At 74.4% G+C, this 22,299-nt stretch carries 23 protein-coding genes, 1 pseudogene and 1 riboswitch; of the genes and pseudogenes, 15 read left to right on the top strand and 9 right to left on the bottom strand.

Going from position 1 to position 22,299, the window contains the following annotated elements; genetic code table 11:
• Window positions 1–5 precede the first annotated feature (5 nt).
• The 5 genes from ACZ6S5_RS28845 to ACZ6S5_RS28825 all read left to right on the top strand — a co-directional run bounded on the left by ACZ6S5_RS28845 (window position 6) and on the right by ACZ6S5_RS28825 (window position 3,426).
• Window positions 6–407, top strand: coding sequence for a TOBE domain-containing protein (locus ACZ6S5_RS28845; protein ID WP_466005365.1), 402 nt, complete (start codon window positions 6–8; stop codon window positions 405–407).
• On the top strand, window positions 404–1,192 hold the full coding sequence (modA, locus tag ACZ6S5_RS28840; protein WP_466005364.1) for a molybdate ABC transporter substrate-binding protein: 789 nt from the start codon (window positions 404–406) through the stop codon (window positions 1,190–1,192). The genes ACZ6S5_RS28845 and modA overlap by 4 nt, the downstream gene beginning before the upstream one ends.
• Complete coding sequence (locus tag ACZ6S5_RS28835) at window positions 1,189–1,983, top strand: ABC transporter permease (RefSeq protein WP_466005363.1); 795 nt, start codon at window positions 1,189–1,191, stop codon at window positions 1,981–1,983. Before modA ends, ACZ6S5_RS28835 begins: the two co-directional genes overlap by 4 nt.
• Window positions 1,965–3,041, top strand: coding sequence for an ABC transporter ATP-binding protein (locus ACZ6S5_RS28830; RefSeq protein WP_466005384.1), 1,077 nt, complete (start codon window positions 1,965–1,967; stop codon window positions 3,039–3,041). The genes ACZ6S5_RS28835 and ACZ6S5_RS28830 overlap by 19 nt, the downstream gene beginning before the upstream one ends.
• 94 nt (window positions 3,042–3,135) lie before the next feature.
• Window positions 3,136–3,426 carry a hypothetical protein gene (locus ACZ6S5_RS28825; protein ID WP_466005362.1) on the top strand — a complete coding sequence of 97 codons (291 nt, stop codon included), beginning with the start codon at window positions 3,136–3,138 and terminating at the stop codon, window positions 3,424–3,426.
• 133 nt (window positions 3,427–3,559) lie between these two features.
• Here ACZ6S5_RS28825 and ACZ6S5_RS28820 read toward each other — a convergent pair whose 3' ends face one another.
• Window positions 3,560–5,332 carry a sulfatase-like hydrolase/transferase gene (locus ACZ6S5_RS28820; RefSeq protein WP_466005361.1) on the bottom strand — a complete coding sequence of 591 codons (1,773 nt, stop codon included), beginning with the start codon at window positions 5,330–5,332 and terminating at the stop codon, window positions 3,560–3,562.
• A gap of 309 nt (window positions 5,333–5,641) precedes the next feature.
• Window positions 5,642–6,334, bottom strand: a pseudogene (locus ACZ6S5_RS28815) (CDP-alcohol phosphatidyltransferase family protein); the annotation flags it as partial.
• 92 nt (window positions 6,335–6,426) lie between these two features.
• On the opposite strand from ACZ6S5_RS28815, the gene ACZ6S5_RS28810 reads away from it, so the two are divergent.
• The 7 genes from ACZ6S5_RS28810 (at window position 6,427) to ACZ6S5_RS28780 (ending at window position 12,202) form a co-directional block, all read left to right on the top strand.
• Entirely contained in the window at window positions 6,427–7,404 is a 978-nt protein-coding gene (locus ACZ6S5_RS28810) for a zinc-dependent alcohol dehydrogenase (protein WP_466005360.1), read from the top strand.
• Between the two features lie 2 nt (window positions 7,405–7,406).
• Entirely contained in the window at window positions 7,407–7,805 is a 399-nt protein-coding gene (locus ACZ6S5_RS28805; RefSeq protein WP_466005359.1) for a 6-pyruvoyl trahydropterin synthase family protein, read from the top strand.
• A gap of 50 nt (window positions 7,806–7,855) precedes the next feature.
• Complete coding sequence (locus tag ACZ6S5_RS28800) at window positions 7,856–8,890, top strand: glycosyltransferase family 4 protein (protein ID WP_466005358.1); 1,035 nt, start codon at window positions 7,856–7,858, stop codon at window positions 8,888–8,890.
• Window positions 8,887–9,696, top strand: a complete 810-nt coding sequence (locus ACZ6S5_RS28795) for an SAM-dependent methyltransferase (RefSeq protein WP_466005357.1) — start codon at window positions 8,887–8,889, stop codon at window positions 9,694–9,696. Before ACZ6S5_RS28800 ends, ACZ6S5_RS28795 begins: the two co-directional genes overlap by 4 nt.
• Before the next feature lie 212 nt (window positions 9,697–9,908).
• Window positions 9,909–10,796 carry a lysylphosphatidylglycerol synthase domain-containing protein gene (locus ACZ6S5_RS28790; RefSeq protein WP_466005383.1) on the top strand — a complete coding sequence of 296 codons (888 nt, stop codon included), beginning with the start codon at window positions 9,909–9,911 and terminating at the stop codon, window positions 10,794–10,796.
• Between the two features lie 69 nt (window positions 10,797–10,865).
• Window positions 10,866–11,516, top strand: coding sequence for a GTP cyclohydrolase II (locus ACZ6S5_RS28785; protein WP_466005356.1), 651 nt, complete (start codon window positions 10,866–10,868; stop codon window positions 11,514–11,516).
• Window positions 11,513–12,202, top strand: coding sequence for a RibD family protein (locus tag ACZ6S5_RS28780; RefSeq protein WP_466005355.1), 690 nt, complete (start codon window positions 11,513–11,515; stop codon window positions 12,200–12,202). The genes ACZ6S5_RS28785 and ACZ6S5_RS28780 overlap by 4 nt, the downstream gene beginning before the upstream one ends.
• Before the next feature lie 100 nt (window positions 12,203–12,302).
• On the opposite strand, the gene ACZ6S5_RS28775 is transcribed toward ACZ6S5_RS28780, so the two are convergent.
• The 6 genes from ACZ6S5_RS28775 to ACZ6S5_RS28750 form a co-directional block, all read right to left on the bottom strand.
• The gene (locus ACZ6S5_RS28775) at window positions 12,303–13,415 is read right to left on the bottom strand and encodes an FUSC family protein (RefSeq protein WP_466005354.1); all 1,113 of its coding nucleotides are present in this window, start codon (window positions 13,413–13,415) and stop codon (window positions 12,303–12,305) included.
• Window positions 13,416–13,590: 175 nt separating this feature from the next.
• Entirely contained in the window at window positions 13,591–14,343 is a 753-nt protein-coding gene (locus ACZ6S5_RS28770) for an amino acid ABC transporter ATP-binding protein (RefSeq protein WP_466005353.1), read from the bottom strand.
• Window positions 14,340–15,110, bottom strand: a complete 771-nt coding sequence (locus tag ACZ6S5_RS28765; protein ID WP_466005352.1) for an amino acid ABC transporter permease — start codon at window positions 15,108–15,110, stop codon at window positions 14,340–14,342. The genes ACZ6S5_RS28770 and ACZ6S5_RS28765 overlap by 4 nt, the downstream gene beginning before the upstream one ends.
• A gap of 35 nt (window positions 15,111–15,145) precedes the next feature.
• Window positions 15,146–16,003, bottom strand: a complete 858-nt coding sequence (locus ACZ6S5_RS28760; protein WP_466005351.1) for an ABC transporter substrate-binding protein — start codon at window positions 16,001–16,003, stop codon at window positions 15,146–15,148.
• A 103-nt stretch (window positions 16,004–16,106) separates the two neighbouring features.
• The gene (locus ACZ6S5_RS28755) at window positions 16,107–16,238 is read right to left on the bottom strand and encodes a hypothetical protein (protein ID WP_466005350.1); all 132 of its coding nucleotides are present in this window, start codon (window positions 16,236–16,238) and stop codon (window positions 16,107–16,109) included.
• A 32-nt stretch (window positions 16,239–16,270) separates the two neighbouring features.
• Window positions 16,271–16,381: riboswitch (SAM riboswitch) on the bottom strand.
• Between the two features lie 69 nt (window positions 16,382–16,450).
• Window positions 16,451–17,926, bottom strand: coding sequence for an NAD(P)/FAD-dependent oxidoreductase (locus ACZ6S5_RS28750; RefSeq protein WP_466005349.1), 1,476 nt, complete (start codon window positions 17,924–17,926; stop codon window positions 16,451–16,453).
• A gap of 152 nt (window positions 17,927–18,078) precedes the next feature.
• On the opposite strand from ACZ6S5_RS28750, the gene ACZ6S5_RS28745 reads away from it, so the two are divergent.
• The 3 genes from ACZ6S5_RS28745 to ACZ6S5_RS28735 are packed head-to-tail and all read left to right on the top strand — an operon-like array spanning window position 18,079 to window position 21,702.
• The gene (locus ACZ6S5_RS28745; protein WP_466005348.1) at window positions 18,079–19,362 is read left to right on the top strand and encodes a glycosyltransferase family protein; all 1,284 of its coding nucleotides are present in this window, start codon (window positions 18,079–18,081) and stop codon (window positions 19,360–19,362) included.
• A 43-nt stretch (window positions 19,363–19,405) separates the two neighbouring features.
• Window positions 19,406–19,981 carry a PadR family transcriptional regulator gene (locus ACZ6S5_RS28740; protein WP_466005347.1) on the top strand — a complete coding sequence of 192 codons (576 nt, stop codon included), beginning with the start codon at window positions 19,406–19,408 and terminating at the stop codon, window positions 19,979–19,981.
• The gene (locus tag ACZ6S5_RS28735) at window positions 19,978–21,702 is read left to right on the top strand and encodes an acyl-CoA dehydrogenase family protein (protein ID WP_466005346.1); all 1,725 of its coding nucleotides are present in this window, start codon (window positions 19,978–19,980) and stop codon (window positions 21,700–21,702) included. Before ACZ6S5_RS28740 ends, ACZ6S5_RS28735 begins: the two co-directional genes overlap by 4 nt.
• Window positions 21,703–21,759: 57 nt before the next feature.
• Here the strand turns inward: ACZ6S5_RS28735 and ACZ6S5_RS28730 are convergent.
• A partial coding sequence (locus tag ACZ6S5_RS28730) for an RNA-guided endonuclease InsQ/TnpB family protein (protein WP_466005345.1) occupies window positions 21,760–22,299 on the bottom strand: 540 nt, incomplete at its 5' end.

The following is a 22,299-nucleotide window of genomic DNA, read 5'->3' as shown; positions in this document are numbered from 1 at the left end:
GCCGGGTGACGGTGTTCCGGATCGGCGAGGCCGCCGAACTGCTCGGGGTCAGCGCGGACACGGTCCGCCGCTGGATCGACGCCGGGCGGCTGCCGGCGACCCGCGACGAACACGGCCACCGGGTGATCGACGGGGTGGATCTGGCCGCGTTCGTCCGCGCCCCGGGGCATCCGGAGCTGTCGTCCGCGCGTAACCGGCTGCGCGGCATCGTCACCGCCGTCGTCAAGGACACCGTGATGGCCCAGGTCGACATCCAGGCGGGGCCGTTCCGGATCGTCTCGCTGATGAGCCGCGAGGCGGTCGACGAACTCGACCTCCAGGTCGGCGCGGTGGCCGTCGCCGTGATCAAGTCGACCACCGTCGTGGTCGAACGCGCCGCCGCCTCGAAGGGAAGGACCAGCCCGTGACCGTACGGTGGATCCGCGCCGCCCTCGCCGGGGCGGCCGCGCTGGCGCTGGGCCTGACCGGCTGCGGCGGCACCGACGACGACCCGGCCGTCCGCGACGGCGGCGGCCGGGTGACCGTGTTCGCGGCCGCCTCGCTCACCGAGTCCTTCACCAAACTGGGCAAGGACTTCGAGGCGACGCACCGCGGCACCACCGTCACCGTCAACTTCGCCGGCAGCTCCGCGCTCGCCACCCAGATCACCCAGGGCGCCCCGGCCGACGTCTTCGCCGCCGCCTCGCCGGCCACCATGAAGACCGTCACCGACGCGGGCGACGCCGCCGGCGCGCCGGCCACCCTGGTCCGCAACCAGCTCGTCATCGCCGTGCCCAAGGGCAACCCCGGCAAGGTCGCCGCGCTCGCCGACCTGGCCCGCCCCGGGGTGAAGGTGGCCCTCTGCGCCGAGCAGGTCCCGTGCGGGGCCGCGGCGAAGACGGCCCTCGCCGCGGCCGGCATCCGGCTCACCCCGGCCACCCTGGAACAGGACGTCAAGGGCGCGCTGGCCAAGGTGAGGCTCGGCGAGGTCGACGCCGCCCTGGTCTACCGCACCGACGTCCGGGCCGCCGCCGGCGAGCTGGACGCCGTCGAGTTTTCCGAATCCGCGCGGGCGGTCAACGACTACCCGATCGTGGTGCTGAAGCACGCCGGCAACCCGGACGGCGCCCGGGCCTTCGTCGACTACGTCCGCTCCGACGCGGGCCTCGCCGTGCTCACCGCCGCCGGGTTCCAGGCGCCACCGAACCGGTGAGCGTACGCCTCCGGCAGCGGGTGCCGCTCGCCCTGCTGATCCCCGCCGGCCTCGGACTGCTCTTCCTCGTCCTGCCGCTGCTCGGACTGCTCGTCCGCGCGCCGTGGACCACCCTGCCCCGGCGGCTGGCCGAGCCGGGCGTGCGCACCGCGCTGCGGCTGTCGTTGGAGACCGCCACCCTCGCCACGCTGCTCTGCGTCGCCCTCGGCGTACCCCTGGCCTGGCTGCTCGCCCGGGTCGAGTTCCCCGGCCGGCGGCTGGTACGTGCCCTGGTCACCGTGCCGCTGGTGCTGCCCCCGGTGGTCGGCGGGGTGGCGCTGCTGCTGGTCTTCGGCCGGCGCGGGCTGCTCGGCTCGTGGCTGGACGCCACCTTCGGGGTGACCCTGCCGTTCACCACCGCCGGGGTGGTGCTCGCCGAGGCGTTCGTGGCCATGCCGTTCCTGGTCATCGCCGTCGAAGGGGCGCTGCGCGGCGCCGACCGGCGGTACGAGGAGGCGGCCGCCACCCTCGGTGCCGGGCGCTGGACCACCTTCACCCACGTCACCCTGCCGCTGGTCGCCCCGGGCGTCGCCGCGGGCGCGGTGCTCTGCTGGGCCCGGGCGTTAGGCGAGTTCGGGGCGACCATCACCTTCGCCGGCAACTATCCCGGCCGGACCCAGACCATGCCGCTCGCCGTCTACCTGGCCCTCGAGAGCGACCTGCAGGCCGCGATCGTGCTCAGCCTCATCCTGCTCACCGTCTCGGTCGCCATCCTCGCCGGCCTGCGCGACCGCTGGATCGGTACGCGGTGACCGCCCCGCCGCTGCTCGACGCGCACCTGGTCGCCGACCGGGGCGCCTTCCACCTCGACATCCGGCTGCGGATCGCCGTCGGGGAGGTGGTCGCGCTGCTCGGGCCGAACGGGGCCGGCAAGACCACCGCCCTGCGTGCCCTGGCCGGGCTGCACCCGCTCACCGCCGGCCACCTCACCCTCGGCGGGACGGACCTGGACCGCCCCGACCGCCGGGTGTGGATCCCGCCGGAACGGCGGCCGGTCGGTGTGGTCTTCCAGGACTACCTGCTCTTTCCGCACCTGAGCGCGCTGGACAATGTCGCCTTCGGGCCGCGCCGGCGGGGCGCCGGCCGCCGGGCCGCCGGGGCCCGGGCGCAGGACTGGCTGGACCGGGTGGGTCTGGGCGGCCGCGCCCGGGACAAGCCCCGGCAGCTCTCCGGCGGCCAGGCCCAGCGGGTCGCCCTGGCCCGGGCCCTCGCCGTCGAACCCACCCTGCTGCTGCTGGACGAGCCCCTCGCCGCGCTCGACGCCCGCACCCGGCTGGACACCCGCGCCGAACTCCAGCGGCACCTGGCCGAACACGCCGGCGCCACCCTGCTGGTCACCCACGACCCGCTGGACGCCCTGGTGCTCGCCGACCGGCTGGTCATCGTCGAGCACGGCCGGGTGGTCCAGGAGGGTGACGCGGCCACCGTCACCGCCCGGCCGCGCACCGACTACGTGGCCCGGCTGGTCGGCCTCAACCTGCACCGGGGGCGCGCCGACGGGCATGCCGTCACCGTCGGCGGGCTCACCCTCACCACGGCGGACACCGTGCACGGGGAGGCCTTCGTCGCCTTCCCGCCAGCCGCCGTCGCGCTGCACCCGACCCGCCCCGACGGCAGCCCGCGCAACGTCTGGCCGGCCACCGTGACCGGCGTGCAGCGGCACGGCGACAACCTGCGCGTGCAGCTCGACGGGCCGGTCCCCGTCGCCGCCGACGTCACCCCTGCCGCGGCCGCCCATCTGGGGCTGCGCCCCGGCCAGCCCGTCTGGGCGGCGGTGAAGGCAGCCGAAACGCGTTCGTATCCGGCGTGACGGACACCTCTGGACGCTCGTTGATACGTGAGAAAGGTTTGACCTGGCTCCGCCCGGTCAGTGAACAGGGGAGCAACGAGGAGAGGGGAACGGGGTGCCCGACACGACTCACATCCGGTCCAGCCACGAGGTCGCGTTGCCTGACGACGTGACCGACCCGCTGCTCTGGCGGGCGGCCTACGACGTGGCCGCCGCGCACCAGCCCGACGAGACGGGCCGCTGCCCCAGCCTGCTCTGCGGCGGCCAGCCCGCGCCCTGCGACACCCTGGTCGACGCCCGCCGCGCGATGAGCCTGGCCCGCGCCGACGCCCCGGCCGAAGACCCCGCCCCCGCCCGCGACGCCTCGACCCCGCGCCCCCGCTCCCGCCGCCGCAAGGCCGCCTAACCCACCCCCGCCCCCCGCCCCGCCCCGCAGGTGGCAGGCTCGCACAACTTCGGGGAAAGTGCTGCCTCCCGGCGCGGCGAGGCAGCACTTTCCGGGAAGATGGGCGGATCTTGGCGACGCGAGCGGCGCCGGGTCAGTGGTCGGGGGTGGGACCGAAGGCGGTGAGGAAGCGGTCCCGGAAGGTGTCCATCCGCCAGACCGGGGCCTGCGGGCCCGGGCGCAGACCGGGCTGCCAGGCCCAGGCGGCGATCCGGTCCAGCACCTTCGGATCCTTCGCCACGATCGTGATCGGCACGTCCCGGCCGGCGCCCTCGCCGGTGACCGTGGCGGCCGGTTGGTGGTCGCCGAGGAAGACCAGCACCAGGTCGTCCCCGCCGTACGTCAGCACGTACGACACCAGGGTGCCCAGCGTGTACCGGATGGAGTTCGCGTAGTCGGCGCGGATCTGGCCGCTGTCCCGCTGCACCACGTCCCGGCCGCCGCCGGTGCGGGTGGACGCCTCGTCGAAGATCGACCCGTCGCCGACGGCGTCCCACGGCACCGGCTTCGGGATGGCCGACCAGGGGGAGTGGCTGGAGACCAGCGGAATCTCCGCCATCAGCGGGGCGTGCGCCCGCGCCCGCTCCAGACGTTGGAAGGTGGCCAGGGTGTACTGGTCCGGCATCGGCGCGTAGCTGAACTTCGGGCCGCGGTAGCCGAGCCGCTCGGCGTCGTAGTAGCGGTCGTAACCGAAGAACCTGCCCTCCGGCCACGGCTGGGTGGCCGCCGGCAGCACGCCGACGGTCTGCCAGCCGGCCCGGTGGAACGCGCCGTTGAGGGTGAGCCGGTCCCCGGCCAGCAGGTCCCGGTGGCGCTGGTCGTTGTCGATCCACAGCCCGGAGAGCAGGGTGGCGTGGGCCAGCCAGCTGCCGCCGCCGAAGGTGGGCGAGGTGAGGAAGCCGCTGCGGGCGTCGTACCCGGCGGCGCGCAGTCGCCGGTAGCCGTCGTCGAGCACCGCGGTCACGCCCGGCGAGAGCTCGGGATCCTCCACGGCGTCCCGCCCGTAGCTCTCCACGAACGCGACCAGCACGTCCTTGCCGCGCAGCCCGGTCAGCAACCGGTCGCCCGGTACGTCCCGGTACGCGTCGGCGGCGGTCTCCCCGGCGAACACCTCCCGGTCGCGCAGCCCGGCGCGGATCTGCCCGGCGTGCGCGGCCAGCAGGGCGGCCGCCTCCCGGTCGGCCACCGGCACCCCGGCGGTGAGCCGTACCCCGAACAGGGCGCAGCCCAGCCAGAGCACGGCGAGGGCCGCGACCACCCGCGCCGACGCGGCCCGGTGCCGGGCGAGCGGCCGGGTCAGCCGCAGCACCGCCATGGTCACCAGCACCAGCAGGCCTACGGCGAGCAGCAGCGCCCCGGCCGCCGCCGCGAGCGCGGTGACCCGTCCGGCCGAGTCGGTGAGGTAACCGAACGCATCGTCGAACAGCCCCCAGTCGAGCAGTACGTCGAACGGTCGGTCCCGGGCCAGGAAGAAGCCCATGTCCAGCAGCTTCAACACGGCGAGCAGGCCGAGCAGCAGCCCGGCGAGGGCGGCGACAGGCCGGCGCGCCCGGGCCGGGAGGACGAGCAGCAGCGCCACCGCGATGAGCGCCTCCACCGGGATCCGCAGCACGGCCGCGGGCCCGATCCGGTCCAGCTCGTCGGGGAGCACGAGTGCGGCCCCCACCAGCAGCGCGGCGAGCCCGGTGACGACCGCAGCGGCGATCCGTCGACCCCGGGACGGCGCGGGCACCCCGTCCGGCAGGGTGGCGGTGCCCTCGGCCGGCGGCCCCGCCGAGGGGGTCGGCGGTGTGGTCGGGCCGGGGCTGGCGGGCTCGCTGGTCGGGGCGTTCCCGGCCGATCGGCGGAGGCGGGCGAGGAGTGACACGGGGGCATCCTTCGGCGGGCGGGGGCGGGGGCGGGGGTGGGGGAGCCGGGCGAACCGGCGTCAGACGGGCTGGTGGGCGGGGATCCGGACGGCCAGCGGCACCGGACGTGCTGCCGGGCCGGCCGGGCGAGCGGCCCGGGTGGTGGGCTCGAGGACGATCCGGGTGGGCCGCTGCGCGCCGGACGCGACGCCGCCGACCGGGTGTACGCCGATGACCACCGTCCCGGAGGCGTCGCCGGCCGGTCGCCCGCCGACGACCACCGGCCGGGCGGTGCGGCCAACCGCCCGCGCGGCGACCGGCACCGCGGCCCTGCCGGGACGGTGCCGCCACAGCCAGGCCACGTCGCGGCCGAACGACTCGACCAGCAGCACCAGCGCGCCCGCCACCACCGCGGTCGTGATCACCGGCGGCAGCAGCCCGCTCGCTGCGACGGTCAGCAGCACGCCCTGGGTGGCGGCGACGACCTTGCGCCAGTAGCGCGGCGGCAGCGGGTGTCGCATCCAGGCCAGCACCCAGCTCGCGGCGACGAAGGCGTACCGCATCCCGCCGATGGCCAGGACCCAGCCGCCGACCGCCGGCGCCAGGTGCACGCTCAGCACCAGGATCAGGAACGCGTCGACCTCCATGTCGAAGCGCGCGCCCAGCGGGCTGGCCGTGCCGGTGCGCCGGGCCACCCGGCCGTCGACCGCGTCCAGCATGAGCGCCACCGCGGTGAGCGGGACCAGCACCGCCTCCGGCGCCGGCCCGGTGCCGGCGGCCACGACCAGGGCCAGCACCCCGCCGACCAGCAGCGCCCGGGCCAGGGTCACCCGGTCCGCCGGGCCCAGCCGGTCTGCGCCGGCCGCCCGCAGGCCGCGCCGCAGCAGGCCGCAGAGCACCACCGCGTACGCCAGGCCGGCGAGCCAGCCCGCCACGCCGAGGCCCACCGTGGCGGCGAGCCCGGTGAGCAGGACGACCTGGACGGCCAGCCCGACCAATGGGCCATTTCGAACCGTGGACACCTGGCCTCCGTGTCTATGATCGACAACCCTGCCACCAACTACGGGGAAAGTGCCCGTTCGGTTCGGCCCGAAGCGCCGGAAGAGGAGAATTCGTGATCCGCGCCGCCCGCGCCTTCTGGCTCCGCGCCCCCGGCGAAGGCGAACTGCGCCCGGTCGACCTGCACCCTCCCGGCCCCGACGAGGTGCTGGTCCGGACCCGGTTCTCCGGGGTCAGCCGGGGCACCGAGACCCTGGTCTTCACCGGACAGGTCCCCGCCGACCAGCACGCCACCATGCGCGCCCCGTTCCAGGAGGGCGACTTTCCCGCCCCCGTGAAGTACGGCTACCTCAGCGTCGGCACGGTCGAGGCGGGACCGGAGGCGCTGCGCGGCCGGACCGTCTTCTGCCTGCACCCGCACCAGACCGCGTACGTCGTCCCGGCCGACGCGGTGCTGGTCGTACCGGAGGGGGTGCCCGCGGCCCGGGCGGTGCTCGCGGGCACGGTGGAGACCGCGGTGAACGCCCTCTGGGACGCCGCGCCGCTGGTCGGCGACCGGGTGACCGTGATCGGCGGCGGGATGGTCGGCTGCTCGGTCGCCGCCCTGCTGGCCCGTTTCCCCGGCGTACGCGTGGAACTGGTCGACGCGGACCCGGCGCGGGCGGCGGTGGCTGCCGCGCTCGGGGTCGACTTCGCCCTCCCGGCCGACGCGGCCGGGGGGCGGGACCTGGTGGTGCACGCCAGCGCCACCGCCGCCGGGCTGCAACGGGGCCTGGACCTGCTCCGCCCGGAGGGCACCGTGCTGGAGCTGAGCTGGTACGGCGACCGGCCGGTCACCCTCGCCCTGGGCGGGGCGTTCCACAGCCGGCGGCTCGGCATCCGCAGCAGCCAGGTCGGCACCGTCTCGCCCCGGCGGGCCGACCGCAGCTACACCGACCGGCTGGCGCTGGCCCTGGACCTGCTCGCCGACCCGAGGTTCGACGCGCTGCTCACCGGCCGGTCCCGGTTCGACGAGCTGCCCGACGTGCTGGACCGGCTCGCCTCCGGCCGGCTGCCCGCGCTCTGCCACCTCATCACCTACGCCGAGGAGTGATCGTGTTCAGCGTGACCGTCCGGGACCACATGATGGTCGCCCACAGCTTCCACGGCGAGGTGTTCGGCCCTGCCCAGCGGCTGCACGGCGCCACCTTCGTCGTCGACGCCACCTTCCGCCGGCCCGACCTCGACGCCGACGGGATGGTGGTCGACATCGGCCTGGCCACCGAACAGCTCAAGGCCGTCCTCGGCGAGCTGACCTACCGCAACCTGGACGACGAGCCGGCCTTCGCCGGGGTGAACACCACCACCGAGGTGCTGGCCCGGACGGTGGCCGACCGGCTCGCCGAGGCGGTCCACGCCGGGCGCCTCGGCGAGGGCGCACGCGGCCTCGCCGGGATCACCGTCACCCTGCACGAGTCGCACGTCGCCTGGGCCAGCTACGAGCGTTCCCTCTAGGTCATGCTCCACAGGACCGTGCCCGGCCGCGCCGGACCCGGACACCGGCGATGAGCGTCGTCCACGTGGTGCTGCCGGGTGACATCGACGACCCGGCCAGCCCCAGCGGCGGCAACGGCTACGACCGGCGGGTCTGCCGGGGCCTGGCCGCGCTCGGCTGGACCGTGCGCGAGCACCCGGTGCCCGGCGGCTGGCCGCGCCCGGCGGCGGGGGAGCGGGCCGCCCTCGCCGCGGTCCTCGCCGCGCTGCCCGACGGCGCCCTCGTCCTGCTGGACGGCCTGGTTGCCTCGACGGTGCCGGAGGTGCTCACCCCGTACGCCCGGCGGCTGCGCCTGGTGGTGCTGGTGCACCTGCCGCTCGACGACGAGGTCGAGGCGCGGGCCCTGGCGGTGGCGGCGGGCGTGGTGTGCACCAGCGAGTGGACCCGGCAGTGGCTGCTCGACCGGTACCCGCTGCCCCCCGAACGGGTGTCCGTCGCCGCGCCCGGCGTGAGCGGGGCACCGCTCGCCCCCGGCACGCCGACCGGCGCCCGGCTGCTCTGCGTCGCCGCGGTCACCCCGCTCAAGGGCCACGACGTGCTCGCCGCCGCCCTGACCTCGGTCGCCGACCTCGGCTGGACCTGCGACTGCGTCGGCGCGCTCACCCGGGACCCGGCCTTCGTCGACCGGCTGCGCCGGCAGCTCGCCGACGCCGGCCTGGCCGACCGGGTACGCCTGCCCGGCCCGCTGGTCGGGGCGGCGCTGGACGCCGCGTACGCCGCCGCCGACCTGGTCGTCCTGCCGTCCCGGCTGGAGACGTACGGGATGGTGGTGACCGAGGCCCTGTCCCGGGGCCTGCCCGTGCTGGGCAGCGACACCGGCGGTCTGCCCGACACCCTGGGGCACGCCCCGGACGGCACCCGACCCGGGCTGCTGGCCCCGCCCGGGGACCCGGACGCGCTGGCCGGCGCGCTGCGCCGCTGGCTGACCCGGCCGCAGCTGCGGGCCCAGCTGCGGCACGCCGCCCGGCAGCGGCGAGACACCCTCACCGACTGGACGGTCACCGCGGACCGGCTGGCGGCGGCCCTCGAGGAGGCGACGGCATGACCACCCAGCTACCCCCCGACTTCGCCGACTGGCTGCGGCTGCGCGAACCGGTCGACGCGGCCGCCCGCTCGGCCGAGCTGGTCGACGCGGTCCGCCGCCGGCTCCCCGCGGACCGGCCCCTGGTCGTGCACGACCTGGGCAGCGGCACCGGCGCCATGGCCCGCTGGCTCGCCCCGCGGCTACCCGGCCCGCAGCGCTGGGTGCTGCACGAGCGGGACGCCGACCTGCGGCGGCTCGCCGAGGCCGAGCCGGTGCGCGCCGCCGACGGCAGCCCGGTCACCGTCGAGACCCGCGGCTCGGACATCACCCGGCTCACCGCCGCCGACCTCGCCGACGCCCACCTGGTCACCGCGTCCGCACTGCTGGACATGCTCACCGCCGAGGAGGTCGAGCGGATGGTCGCCGCCTGCGCTGGCCACCCCACGCTCTTCGCGATCTCGGTACTCGGCCGGGCCGAGTTCACCCCGGCCGACCCGCTCGACGCCGGGTTCGAGGACGCGTTCAACAGCCACCAGCGCCGCACCGTCGCCGGACGGGGGCTGCTCGGCCCGGACGCGGTGGCCGCCACCGTGGCGGCCTTCCGCCGCCGGGGCGTGCCGGTCCAGGTCCGGCCCAGCCCGTGGCGGCTCGGCCCGGAGCAGGCGACGCTCACCGCCGACTGGCTGGTCGGCTGGCTCGACGCGGCCGTCGAGGAGCGACCGGAGCTGGCCGGGATGGCCGGGGCGTACCGGCAGCGGCGGCTGGTGGAGGCGGCGGCCGGCCGGCTGCGGGTGGTGCTGCACCACGCCGATCTGCTGGCCGGGTGAACCGCGCGGCGTCCTGGCACGTGACATCGGGTGGACCCAGGGAGGACCGCTTGTCACACGCCACCGTCGCGGCGCCCGCCGCCGGCCCGCGGCTCGTCGCCCCGGCCCTGCCCGTCCGCCCGGTCACGGCGGCCGCGCGCGTCCCGGCACCGCCGTCGGCCGGCGACGCGCCGGCCCGGTCGCCCTGGGCGTGGGTACGCACCCTCGGCGGCCTGGGCCTCCTCGCCGCCCTGGTCTGGTGGGTGGGCACCGGCCCGTTCCTCGCCGGGCTGCGGCTGATCGACGCGCCGGCCCTCGCCGCCGCGCTCGCCATCGGCGCACTCACCACCGTCTGCTGCGCCTGGCGCTGGTCCCTGGTGTCCGGCGCTCTCGGCGTACGGCTGCCGCTGGGCGAGGCCGTCGCGCACTGCTACCGGGCGGTGTTCCTCAACTCCACCCTGCCGGGCGGGGTGCTCGGCGACGTGCACCGGGCGGTCCGGCACGGCCGGGACACCGGGGACGTCGCCCGGGCCGTGCGGGCCGTGGTCTGGGAGCGGACCGCCGGCCAGCTCGTCCAGCTGGTCATCGCCGTGCTGGTGCTGGCGGCGCTGCCCTCGCCCGTCCGGCCGTACCTGCCGGCGCTGGTCACCGCGCTGGCCGTCGGCGCGGCCGGGCTGGCGCTGGCCGCCCGGGCGGTGCCCCGCTCCGGGGCCTCCCGCTGGGCCCGGGCGGCCCGGACCGCGGTGGCCGACGTCCGCGCCGGGCTGCTCGCCCGCCGCACCTGGCTGGGCGTGCTGACCGCCTCCGCCGTGGTGGTCGCCGGACACCTGGCCACCTTCGTGGTCGCGGCCCGGACCGCGGGCGCGGACGCTCCGCTGTCCCGGCTGCTGCCGTTGACCCTGCTGGCCCTGCTCGCCATGGGACTGCCGGCGAACGTGGCCGGCTTCGGCCCGCGCGAGGGGGTGGCCGCCTGGGCGTTCGCCGCCGCCGGCCTCACCGCCGCCCAGGGGGTCGCCGCCGCCACCGTGTACGGGGCGTTGGTGCTGGTCGCCAGCCTGCCCGGCGCAGCGGTGCTGGCGTGGCGCCGGCCGGCTTCCCGGCTGCCCGGCGACTGTCGGTGATCGGGCCTACGGTGAGGGTGCGAGGTGTGCGTTGCCGGCCCGTCCGGCAGCCCCGGACGGAGGAGACCGATGGACGAAACGCTGCCCACCGCTACGGTCCGGACCCAGGTCACGGTCCCGCTGCGCTTCCCCGACGGATACGTCACCACCGCCCGGGTCTACTCCTTCCACGGTCTGGCCGACGGCCGGGAGCACCTCGCGTTCGGGCTCGGTGACCGCGCCGCCGGCGACCGGCCGGACGCCGACCTGCCCCCGCCGCTGGTCCGGCCGCACAGCGAGTGCCTCACCGGGGACGTCTTCGGCAGCCAGCGCTGCGACTGCGGGCCACAGCTGCGGGAGGCGGTCGAGCGGATCGCCGGGGCCGGGGGATACCTGCTCTACCTGCGCCAGGAGGGCCGGGGCATCGGCCTGTACGCCAAGCTCGACGCGTACGCGCTGCAGGACGGGGGCCTGGACACCTACGAGGCGAACCTGGCGCTCGGCCGGGGCGCCGACGAGCGGGACTACACGGTGGCCGCGCAGATGCTCGCCGCGCTGGGCGTGCGCCGGGTCGCCCTGCTCAGCAACAACCCGGACAAGGCCGACCAGCTCGACCGGCTGGGCGTGACCGTGCTCGACCGGGTGTCCACCGGGGTGCACCTGTCCCCGACCAACGCGGGCTACCTCGCGGCCAAGGTGGCCCGCGCCGACCACGCCCTCGACCTGCCCTTCGTGCCGTGAGCACCCGGCCGTACGTGCTGCTCAGCTGCGCGATGTCGATCGACGGCTACATCGACGACGCGTCCGCCGAGCGGCTGCTGCTCTCCAATGACGCCGACCTCGACCGGGTCGACGAGGTGCGGGCCGCCTGCGACGCGATCCTGGTCGGCGCGGCCACCGTCCGGCGGGACGACCCGCGGCTGCTGGTGCGCGCCGAGCGGCGGCGCGCCGCCCGGGTGGCGCGCGGCCTGCCCCCGTCGCCGGTGAAGGTCACCGTCACCGGCAGCGGCGACCTCGACCCGACGGCCCGGTTCTTCACCTTCGGCGACGGCGCGAAGCTGGTCTACTGTCCGACCGGCGCGGTGGAGAAGACCCGCGAGCAGGTGGGCGACGCGGCGACCGTGGTCGACGGCGGTGAGCCGGTCACCCCGGAGGCGGTGGTCGACGACCTGGCCGCCCGGGGTGTGCGCCGGTTGATGGTGGAGGGCGGGGGTAGCCTGCACTGCCAGTTCCTCACCGCCGGCCTCGCCGACGAGCTGCACCTGGTGGTCGCGCCGTTCTTCGTCGGGGACTGCCGGGCGCCGCGCTTCGTCGGGGACGGCCGCTTCCCCTGGCATCCGGGCCGCCGTGCCCGCGCGGTCGAGGTGCGCCAGATCGGCGACGTGGTGCTCACCCGCTACGCCCTCTCCGACCGCTGCGACGCCTAGGATCGGGCGCGGCCCGACCGGCGTCGCCAGGTCGGCGAGGTGGCGCGGTCCGCGGCGTCGGAAAGCCGCCACCTCGGCCATGCGCGGGCGGGCCCGGCGGTCAGGACGCCGGACTTGGCAGGCCCAGCGCCTCGTCGACCCGGTTGAGCACCGCCACGTCGTCCTCGCCGACCCCGCGCAGCAGGTCGATCGCGGTGGCCCGGATCTGGCCGACGATCATGACGACGGGCAGCGGTGGATCGGACTCCAGCAGCTCGGCCGCGATCCGCACCGCCGACAGGGCGGCCTCGTCGGCCCGGCCGGCGTGCCCGTCGGCGTCCTCACCGGTCAGGTCCGTGGCCAGGGCCGCGCCGGCGGCGCGTACCGCCTCGGTGAGGGAACGCAGCGCCGCGCCCAGCTCGGGCGGGGTGGCCGTGTGCAGCCGGGTCAGGGCGGCCCCGTTGCGGGCCAGCACCCGGATGTTGCGTACCGCGTAGTCGAGCTGCCGGGCGGTGACCTCGACCTGGTCGAGCTGGCCGAGGTGCCGGCGGCGGCGGACCCGCAGCCGCAGCGACTCGGCGGTGGCCTGCACCGCGGCCCGCAGCCGCTCCACGCAGCCGTCCAGTTCCCGGGCCCTTTCCAGCGCCGCCTGGGCGGCCTCGGCGTCGCAGCGGTCGAGCGCGGCGTTCACCCGGTCGAGCAGGTCGGCGAGGTCGGCGTACGTCTGCCGGGCCTCGGCGACCAGCGGCGCGAGCGGGTTCCGGGCGACCACGAGCTGGCTCGCGGCCAGGGCGACGGCCCCGCCGATCAACGCGTCGACGAACCGGAACGGCCGGAAGTCGCCCTTCGGCGCGGCCACCACCACCAGGTAGAGGGCGGAGATGGTGGTCTGCAGGATCAGCGTGCTGCTCGCCCCGGCCGCCACGGTGACGCCCAGGGTGACCAGCAGGACCAGCAGCATCGTCAGGGTGCCCGGGCCGAGCGCGTGGATCACCAGATCGGCGGTGAGTACGCCGCCGGCGACCCCGAGCACCAGCTCGACGGTCTGCCGTACCCGCCGTCCCCGGGACTCGCCGAGCACCATCAGCGCCGCGCTCGGCGCGAAGAACGGGTCGGGGTGCCCGATCAGCCGGGCGGCGATCAGCCAGGCCACGGTCGCGGCGAGCGCGGCCTCGACCACCGGCACCCATGCCTGCCGCAACCGCCCCACGGCGGCCTTCCCCCACTCGCGCACTGACGCCCGTCCTTCCCTCGACGGACCGGCGCACCCACGGACCGTCCGTTCCGGCCGGAACGCCTTCTACCCGCCAAGTTGATCGCCCTAACCGGACGGTTCCCGCAGTTGGCGGCCGTACGCCCCCGGCCCCGCCACCGGAGGACGGGGGTGGCGGGTCGGTGGCGTACCGAGGTCAGAGCACCTGGGACAGGAAGCGCCGCAGCCGCGGGTGCTGCGGCGACTCGAAGACGGCGGCCGGTTCACCCGCCTCGAGGACCACGCCGGCGTCCATGAAGGCCACCGTGTCGGCGACCTCGCGGGCGAAGCCCATCTCATGGGTCACCACCACCATGGTCATGCCGGCGGCGGACAGGTCGGCCATCACCCCTAGCACGCCCTTGACCAGCTCGGGGTCGAGCGCCGAGGTGGCCTCGTCGAAGAGCATCACCTGCGGCCGCAGGGCCAGCGCCCGGGCGATCGCCACCCGCTGCTGCTGGCCGCCGGAGAGTTGCGCCGGCCGGGAGTCGGCCTTGCCGGCCAGCCCGACCAGGTCGAGCTGCTCCCGGGCGATCCGCACCGACTCGTCCTCGGGGAGCTTCTTCAGCCTGCGCAGCGCGAGGGTGATGTTGCGCAGCACGGTCATGTGCGGGAAGAGGTTGAACTGCTGGAACACCATGCCGATCCGCTGGCGCAGCGCGTCCGGGTCGTCGCCCAGCACGCTGCGCCCGTCCAGCAGCACGTCGCCCCGGTCCGGCTCGATCAGCCGGTTGATGGTCCGCAGCAGGGTGGACTTGCCGGAGCCGGACGGTCCGATCACGCAGGCGGTGGCGCCCCGGGCCACCGTCATATCGGCGCCGCGCAGCACCCGGTGCGTGCCGAAGGCCAGGTGCACGTCCCGGACAGCGAGGCTGACCGAGGTGGCGGTGGCGGTGGTGGCGGTGCTCATCGCGGGTCCTTCCCGGTCGGGTCGGCGGGCACGAGCTCGGCGTCGAGGTCGGGGGCGGCGACCGCCCGGCCCTGGCGCAGCCGGCGGTCGATCCAGTTGACCACGTGGGTCAGCGGCACGGTCAGCGCCAGGTAGAACAGGCCGGCCAGCAGCAGCGCGGACTCGTTGCCGGTGGTGGCCGCGTAGTCCTGGCCGATCCGGAACAGCTCGCGCTGGCTGGCCACCAGGCCGAGGAAGTAGACCAGGCTGGAGTCCTTGATCAGGGCGATCAGCTGGTTCACCCAGGCGGGCAGCACCCGGCGTACCCCCTGCGGGACGATGACCAGGCGCATCGCCTCGCCCCAGGAGAAGCCCAGCGCCCGGGCCCCCTCCAGCTGGGCGGCCTCCACGCTCTGGATGCCGGAGCGGAAGATCTCCCCGATGTAGGCGGCGGCGATCAGCGACAGCGCCAGCACGCCGAGCGGGTAGGGGTTGGGGCCCCAGACCTGCATGCCCAGCGGCGCCAGGCCGACGCCGATGAGCAGGATGGTCGCCGCCGCCGGCAGGCCGCGGAACACGTCGGTGTAGACCCGGGCCGGCCACCGCAACCACCGGGTACGCGAGATACCCGCGATCGCCAGCAGCATGCCCAGCACCGAGCCGAGCAGGGCGGCGGAGACCGCCAGGATCAGTGTGTTGGGCAGCCCGACGGTGAGCATCTCGGGCAGCGCCTCGCGCATCGAGGCCCAGTCGAAGAAGGTCTCCCAGAGGGTGCTCAGTGGATCCATGGCTCCGTCCGCCCTGCTCGTCTCCGTCGCTCCGGTCAGGAAGCCGCCGAGGCCGACGGCACCGCGACGCTGCCGCTGCCCGGCTTGAAGTCGGCCGGGAGCGGCCGGCCCGGGTAGTACTGCGCCTGGAGCCGGCTCCAGGTGCCGTCGGCGATCACCTCGTCGAGGCCCTTGTTCAGCGCCTCGCGCAGCTTGTCGTTCCCCTTCGCCACCGCGTACGCGGTCGGGGCCGGGCTGAGCTGCTTGGCGGCCACCTTGATCTTGCCGGCGCTGTCCGCGGCGGACTTGTCGCCGATCTCGGCGGGGGCGATCCAGGCGTCGGCGGTGCCGGCCTTGAGCTGGTTGATCGCGCCGTTGTAGTCGGGCACGCGCACCGGGTTCAGGTTCTGCTTGGTGGCGTAGTCGTCCTGGACGGTGCCCTGCACGACCACCACCCGCTTGCCGGCGAGCTGGTCGAAGCCGGTGATCGGCGAGCCGGCCGGCACGTCGAGCCCGAAGTAGCCGAAGTCGTAGCCGTTGCCGAAGTCGACGGTCTTCTTCCGTGCCTCGGTGATGGTGATGGACGAGCTGCCCACGTCGAACTTGTGGTTGTTGACCTGGGACAGCAGGGCCGAGAAGTCGGTGCCGACGAACTCCACCTTCAGGTCCGCCTTGGCCGCGACCGCGGTGAGCAGGTCGTTGTCGAAGCCGGTGAACTTGCCGTCCTTCAGGTAGACGTTCGGCGGCGCGTCGGTGAGCGTGCCGGTCCGGATCACGCCGGGCTCGAGCAGCCCGTACGGGTTGGCGGCCTCGTTGGTGGAGCCGCTGTCGCCGCAGGCGGTGAGGGCGGTGGCGGCGAGCACGGCGGCGGCGCCGAGCGTGGCGACGCGGGTCAGGGCGGAACGGATGCGCACGATTTTCTCCAGAGTGGACCGCGGCGCGGGACGCGCGCCGACGACGGCGCCGCCGGACAGGGCGGAGCCGTGAAGGTGGAACGAGGGAAAAGGGGAGTGGCGCTCAGCGCGCGCCGGCGCGACGACAGGCGTCGCTACACACCCGCATCAGGTCGACGTGCCGGCGCTTGACCAGCGCGAAGCGGGCCGGGTAGGCGACGCCGTCGACGGGCGGGATGCGGAAGTGAGCAGACATGGTTCTCCCTGGTCGTTGCTGACCTGGGTACCAGGCCACGCTTGCACCGGCGGCTGCCGGTGCCTGGTCCTCACCCGGGGCACCCCACCGCGGAGGAGGGTTGCCGGCCAGCGAGCCGGGGCTTGGCGCTGGCGCTCATGACCTGCCGAGAAGGCTAGCAGCAGTCCCGCCCCGCGCGTCCAGCGGTTATGACCACCCTCACGCGCCGACCCTTACCGGCGGGCCGGGACGATCGGCGCGTCCCGCCCGGTGCCGTGCCGGGACGGGCTCCTGCTCTCGTGGTAGTCCTGCTCGACGTTGACCGTCCAGACGTCGTGGTCCGCGCCGTGCGCGATGTTCTCGGCGGCGAGCATGGCGGTGAGCATCGAGTGGTCCTGGTTGTTGTAGCGGTGCATGCCGTTGCGGCCGACCGGGTGCACGTTCGGCACCTCGCGGGCCAGCCAGTCCCGGATCGTGTCGAGGTTGTGCTGGTAGCGCTCGTCGTACACGGGATAGGCCTTCGGCATGCGGACCACGTAGCCGGTCTCCACGCAGCCGGGTCGGACCAGCCCGAGCCGCTCCAGCTCGGCGGTGGCGAAGGCGACCAGCTCCGCGTCCGGGGTACGCCACATCTCGTCGTCCTCGAAGACGAAGTACTCCAGCCCCAGGCAGGTCCGCCCGTCCTTCACCAGATGGGGTGACCAGGAGCCGAAGTTCTGGATCCGGCCCACCTTCGCCGCCGGGTCGTGCACGTAGATCCAGTTGTCCGCGAAGGAGAACTCCTCCGGCACCACCAGCGCCACGGTCAGGAAGTCCCGGTAGCGCAGGCCGTCGGCGGCGGCCCGGACCTCCGCCGGCGCCGCCGGCTGCATGGCGTGCACCAGCGCGGAGATCGGCATCGAGGAGATCACGTGGTCGGCCGGCTCGATCCGCTCCCCGTCCGCGTCGACCACGGTCACCCCGGTGGCCCGGCGGGCCGCCGGGCTCCGGTGCACCGCGCCGACCCAACTGCCCGTCCGGACCGTGCCGCCCCGCTTCTCCACCTCCTCGGTGCAGCGCTCCCACATCATCCCGGGGCCGTGCTTCGGGTACTGGAACTCCTCGATCAGGCTGGTCACGTCCGTGCGGTTGCGCCGGGGCAGCAGGGCGTTGAGCATCGCGGTGGACAGCGAGAGGTTCTTGATCCGCTGGGCCGCCCAGTCCGCCTGCAACCGGTCGGCCGGCATCCCCCAGACCTTCTCGGTGTACGTCTTGAAGAAGATCGAGTAGAGCCGCCAGCCGAACCGGGCGGAGACCCAGCCCTCGAAGTGGGACTGGTCCCGCGGCGGGCGCAGCCGGGCCCGCCCGTACGAGCCGACGCAGCGCAGCGCCTCCAGCAGACCCAGGTTGCGCAGCGCGTTGCCGGCGTTGAGCGGATAGTCGTAGAGGGCGCCCCGGTAGTAGATCCGGCTCATCCGCGGCCGGAGCAGGAAGTCCTCGTCCGGCAGGATCTCGTGCCAGAAGTCCTCCACCCGGGAGACCTTGGTGAAGAACCGGTGCCCGCCGATGTCGAACCGCCAGCCGTCCCGCTCCACGGTCCGGCTGATCCCGCCGACCACGTCGTCGGCCTCGTAGACCCGGACCGGTTCGCCGTGCCGCAGCAGCTCGTACGCGGCGGTCAGGCCCGCCGGTCCCGCCCCGATGACCACGGTGCCGTTGTCGCCGTCCATGCCGTCCGTGCCCCCCGCCGCCAGCGTGCCGATCGCGGCAGCGCCCTTACCCGTCCCGCGCCCCGACTCACCTGCCGGACGCGACTCGAAGGGATGAACCAGCGCAGCCCGGTCGACAGGTGTAAACCGGCACGAACCGGGAATGTGGGCCGGTGGCTCGCGGGGTGATCGGTGGGGGCGGGATGGCGGACGAGCGGAGAGCCGCCCCGGCGGCGAGCGCCGGAGCGCGGTGGAAGGACCGGCTGGCCTCGGCCGGTTCGAGCCTGGCCGCGCGGATCCCCACCCCGTGGGGGTTCGTGCTCGCCGTCTTCGTCGGCTCGAAGGTCCTGCTCACCCTGGTCGGCGTGCTGGTGCTGACCGCCTGGGACCTGACGACCGGAGGGCCGCCCGCCGACGAGACGATGATGCGGACCCAGCAGGCGGCCGTCTCGTCGCACCGCTGGATCTCGCTCTGGTTCGCCTGGGACTCGTTCCTCTACGACAACCTGGCCCGGCTGCCGCTAACCCAGCCGTGGAAGGACTTCGGCTTCCCGCTGCTCTACCCCTTCCTGGCCCGGCCGCTCGCACCGCTGCTCGGCGGGCACACCGCCTGGGCGCTGTTGCTGGTCAGCAACGTCGCGCTGGTGTTCCTGCTCTACTACGCGTACCGGCTCGGCGGACGGCTGCTGGGCGCGGACGGCGACGACCCGGGGCACGGCCGCCGATTCACCCGCTACCTGCTGCTGTTGCCGACCGCCTTCCTGTTCCAGGCGGCACTGACCGAATCCCTCTTCGTCTGTCTCGCCCTGGCCGCCTTCTGGTACGCCGAGCAGCGCCGCTGGCTCGTGGTCGGGGTGGTCGGGTATCTCCTGGCGTTGAGCCGTTCGGTCGGTTTCCTGGTGGTGATCCCGCTCGCGCTGGTGCTGCTGCGTCAGCACGGCTGGCGCCTGAACGGCCGCAGCCTGCCGCGGTACCTGCGCCTGGGCTGGCCGCTGCTGCTCGTCCCCGCCGGCTGGCTGACCTTCATGGCCTTCTGCCGCTGGCAGAGCGGCGACTGGTTCGCCTACCAGCACGCCCAGGAGAAAGGCTGGGGGATCAAGGTGCAGAACCCCCTGTGGGTGGCCTGGCACGCGCTGACCGACGGCAACTCCGCCGACGCGTTCCGGGTCTGGATCGCGGTCGGGATGCTGGTCGTGGCGGCCGTCGGGCTGCGCCGGCGGGCCGAGTGGCCGTACCTGGTCTACACGCTGATCGTGGTGCTGGTGCCCCTGTCGATGGGACCGCCGGTGTACAAGAGCCTGCTGCGTTACCTGCTGGCCGCGTTCCCGGTCGCGTTGGTGCTGGCCCGGTGGGCCCGCCGCGCCCCCGGCGACACCTGGCTGACCGTCGGTCTGGCGCTGCTGCAGGGCGCGCTGTTCGCGGTCTGGCTGACGTACTGGACCCACTTCATCATCTGATCCACTCTTGCTATGCAACGAGTTGCATAGCAAGATGGCCGGCATGTCGCTGGAGCACGCCATCCTCGTCTCGCTGCTGGAGCAGCCCGCCTCCGGCTACGAGCTCGCCCGGCGCTTCGACCGCTCGATCGGCCGCTTCTGGACCGCCACCCACCAGCAGATCTACCGGGTGCTCAAGCGGATGGAGAGCGACGCCTGGATCACCGCCGAGGAGGTCGGCCAGGACGGCGCTCCCGACAAGAAGGTCTGGTCCGTCGGCCCCGCCGGGCGCACCGCCCTGGTCAGCTGGCTGCGTGCCCCGGTGCAGCCGGAGGCGGTCCGGCACGAGCTGGCCGTCAAGATCCGCGGCGCCGCGTTCGACGACGCCGCCGGGCGCGCCGCTCTGGCCGCCGAGGTCGAGCGCTACCGCGCCGACCACGCGGCCACCCTCGCCGGCTATGTGGCCGGCGAGCGCCGCGACTTCCCGGAACCCGCCGCCCTGGACGCCCGGGGATCGCTGCAGCACGTCGTGCTGCGCGGCGGCATCGCGTACGAGCGGATGGTGCTGGCCTGGCTCGACGACGTCCTGGCCACCCTCCGCGACCTCGACCCCGCCACCGGAAGGAAGACCGACTCGTGACCGATCCGCTGCTGTTCCACCCGCCCACCTACGACCCCGCCCACCTCGACGAGACCTCCCGGCGTCTGCTGCGCGCCACCGTCGACTGGTTCGAGACGCGTGGCAAGCAGGCCCTGGTCGACAGCTACAACCACCGCGAGTGGTACGGCGACTTCCTCGACTTCGCCGCGAAGGAGGGGCTCTTCGCCACCTTCCTCACCCCGGCGGCCGACGCCGACGGCGACCCGGACAAGCGCTGGGACACCGCGCGCAACGCCGCGCTCAGTGAGATCCTCGGCTTCTACGGCCTCGGCTACTGGTACACCTGGCAAGTCACCGTGCTCGGCCTCGGGCCGGTCTGGCAGAGCGGCAACGCCGCCGCCCGGGCCCGCGCCGCCGCGCTGCTCGACGAGGGGCACGTGATGGCCTTCGGCCTATCCGAGCGCCCGCACGGCGCCGACATCTACTCCACCGACATGCTGCTCACCCCGGACGGGGACGGCGGCTTCCGGGCCACCGGCGGCAAGTACTACATCGGCAACGGCAACGTCGCCGGGCTGGTCTCCGTCTTCGGCCGCCGCGCCGACGTCGAGGGCCCCGAGGGGTACGTCTTCTTCGCCGTCGACAGCCGCCACCCCGCGTACCGGCTGGTCCGCAACGTGGTCAACGCGCAGATGTACGTCAGCGAGTTCCGGCTGGAGGACTACCCGGTCCGCGCCGAGGACGTGCTGCACACCGGGCAGGCCGCCTTCGACGCCGCGCTGAACACCGTCAACGTCGGCAAGTTCAACCTGTGCACCGCCTCCATCGGCATCTGCGAACACGCCATGTACGAGGCGGTCACCCACGCCCACCAGCGGATCCTCTACGGCAAGCGGGTCACCGACTTTCCGCACGTGCGGCGCGAGCTCACCGACGCGTACGCCCGGCTCGTGGCGATGAAGGCGTTCAGCGACCGGGCGGTCGACTACTTCCGCTCGGCCGGCCCGGACGACCGGCGCTACCTGCTGTTCAACCCGATGACCAAGATGAAGGTCACGACCGAGGGCGAGCGGGTCATCGACCTGCTCTGGGACGTCATCGCCGCCAAGGGCTTCGAGGCCGACACCTACTTCGACAAGGCCGCCAAGGACATCCGCGGCCTGCCGAAGCTGGAGGGGACGGTGCACGTCAACCTGGCGCTGATCCTCAAGTTCATGCCGAACTACCTGTTCCGGCCGGCCGAACATCCGCCGGTGCCGACCCGGCACGACCCCACCGACGACGAGTTCCTGTTCCGGCAGGGTCCGGCCCGCGGCCTCGGCGCGATCCGCTTCCACGACTGGCGCACGCCGTACGACGCGCACGCCCACCTGCCGAACGTCGCCCGGTTCCGGGGGCAGGCCGACGGGCTCTGCGCGCTGCTCGCCGCGCACGCCCCGGACGAGGCCCAGCAGCGGGACCTGGACTTCCTGCTCACCCTCGGCCAACTCTTCGCGCTGGTCGTCTACGGCCAACTCATCCTCGAGCAGGCCGAGCCGACCGGCCTCGACGCCGACCTGCTGGACGAGATCTTCGACCTGCTGGTCCGGGACTTCTCCGGCTACGCCACGGAGCTGCACGGCAAGGCGGCCACCAGCGACGAGCAGGCGGCCTGGGCGCTCGCGCACGTCCGCCGCCCGGTCCGGGACGCCGGCCGCACCGCCCGGGTCTGGGACCGGGTCGTCGCCCTCGCCGGCACGTACGAGATGAACCGTTGCTGATCTTCTAGTCGGATATCAGCATTCCGGGTGTTTCCACTCGGAGGGTCCGTGACGGTGTCACCGAAGCGTGAGGGCTTCGGTGTCCTGATGACGGTCTCGCGTTTCCTCCTGCCGCTGGTGTAGCAGGATTGCGCCACCTGCCCGCCCACCCGTGGCCTTGCGGCTGCGGGTGGTGGCGCGGGTCTTGCGGTCGGCTCCACGCGGGTTCGACGCTTGCGCGTCCTGGTCTCCGGCCACTCCGGTACCAGTTGTTACGGCCGTCGCGAGGGCGGTGAGGTTGCGGGCTGCGTTCTCGTCCCGGTCGATGACCAGGCCGCAGGCGTCGCAGGCGAAGACTCGGACGTGCAGCGGCAGTTTGGCTTTCACGACGCGGCAGTTCGAGCAGGTTTTGGACGACGGGTACCAGCGGTTGGCGACGACGGTTTCGCCGCCGACCCAGCCGGTCTTGTAGGTGATCTGGCGGCGGATCTCAGCGAACCCGGCGTCGGCGATCTTGCGGGCCAGGCGGCGGTTACGGAGCATGCCGGCCACGTTGAGGTCTTCGACCACGACGGTGGCGTACTCGGCGGTGATGGCGGTGGTGAGCTTGTGCAGGCC

It is taken from the genome of Micromonospora sp. NPDC051924 (assembly GCF_055586005.1).
The sequence above is the reverse complement of the archived record's forward strand: the minus strand, read 5'-3'. Positions and strand labels throughout refer to the sequence as shown.

Coding starts and splice junctions, on each gene's coding strand:
- ACZ6S5_RS28750 (WP_466005349.1), bottom strand. CDS start 17,926: ATGGACGGCGACAACGGCACCGTGGTCATCGGGGCGGGACCGGCGGGC.
- ACZ6S5_RS28765 (WP_466005352.1), bottom strand. CDS start 15,110: ATGGATCCACTGAGCACCCTCTGGGAGACCTTCTTCGACTGGGCCTCG.
- ACZ6S5_RS28785 (WP_466005356.1), top strand. CDS start 10,866: ATGGACGAAACGCTGCCCACCGCTACGGTCCGGACCCAGGTCACGGTC.
- ACZ6S5_RS28755 (WP_466005350.1), bottom strand. CDS start 16,238: ATGTCTGCTCACTTCCGCATCCCGCCCGTCGACGGCGTCGCCTACCCG.
- ACZ6S5_RS28800 (WP_466005358.1), top strand. CDS start 7,856: ATGAGCGTCGTCCACGTGGTGCTGCCGGGTGACATCGACGACCCGGCC.
- ACZ6S5_RS28770 (WP_466005353.1), bottom strand. CDS start 14,343: ATGAGCACCGCCACCACCGCCACCGCCACCTCGGTCAGCCTCGCTGTC.
- ACZ6S5_RS28740 (WP_466005347.1), top strand. CDS start 19,406: ATGTCGCTGGAGCACGCCATCCTCGTCTCGCTGCTGGAGCAGCCCGCC.
- ACZ6S5_RS28795 (WP_466005357.1), top strand. CDS start 8,887: ATGACCACCCAGCTACCCCCCGACTTCGCCGACTGGCTGCGGCTGCGC.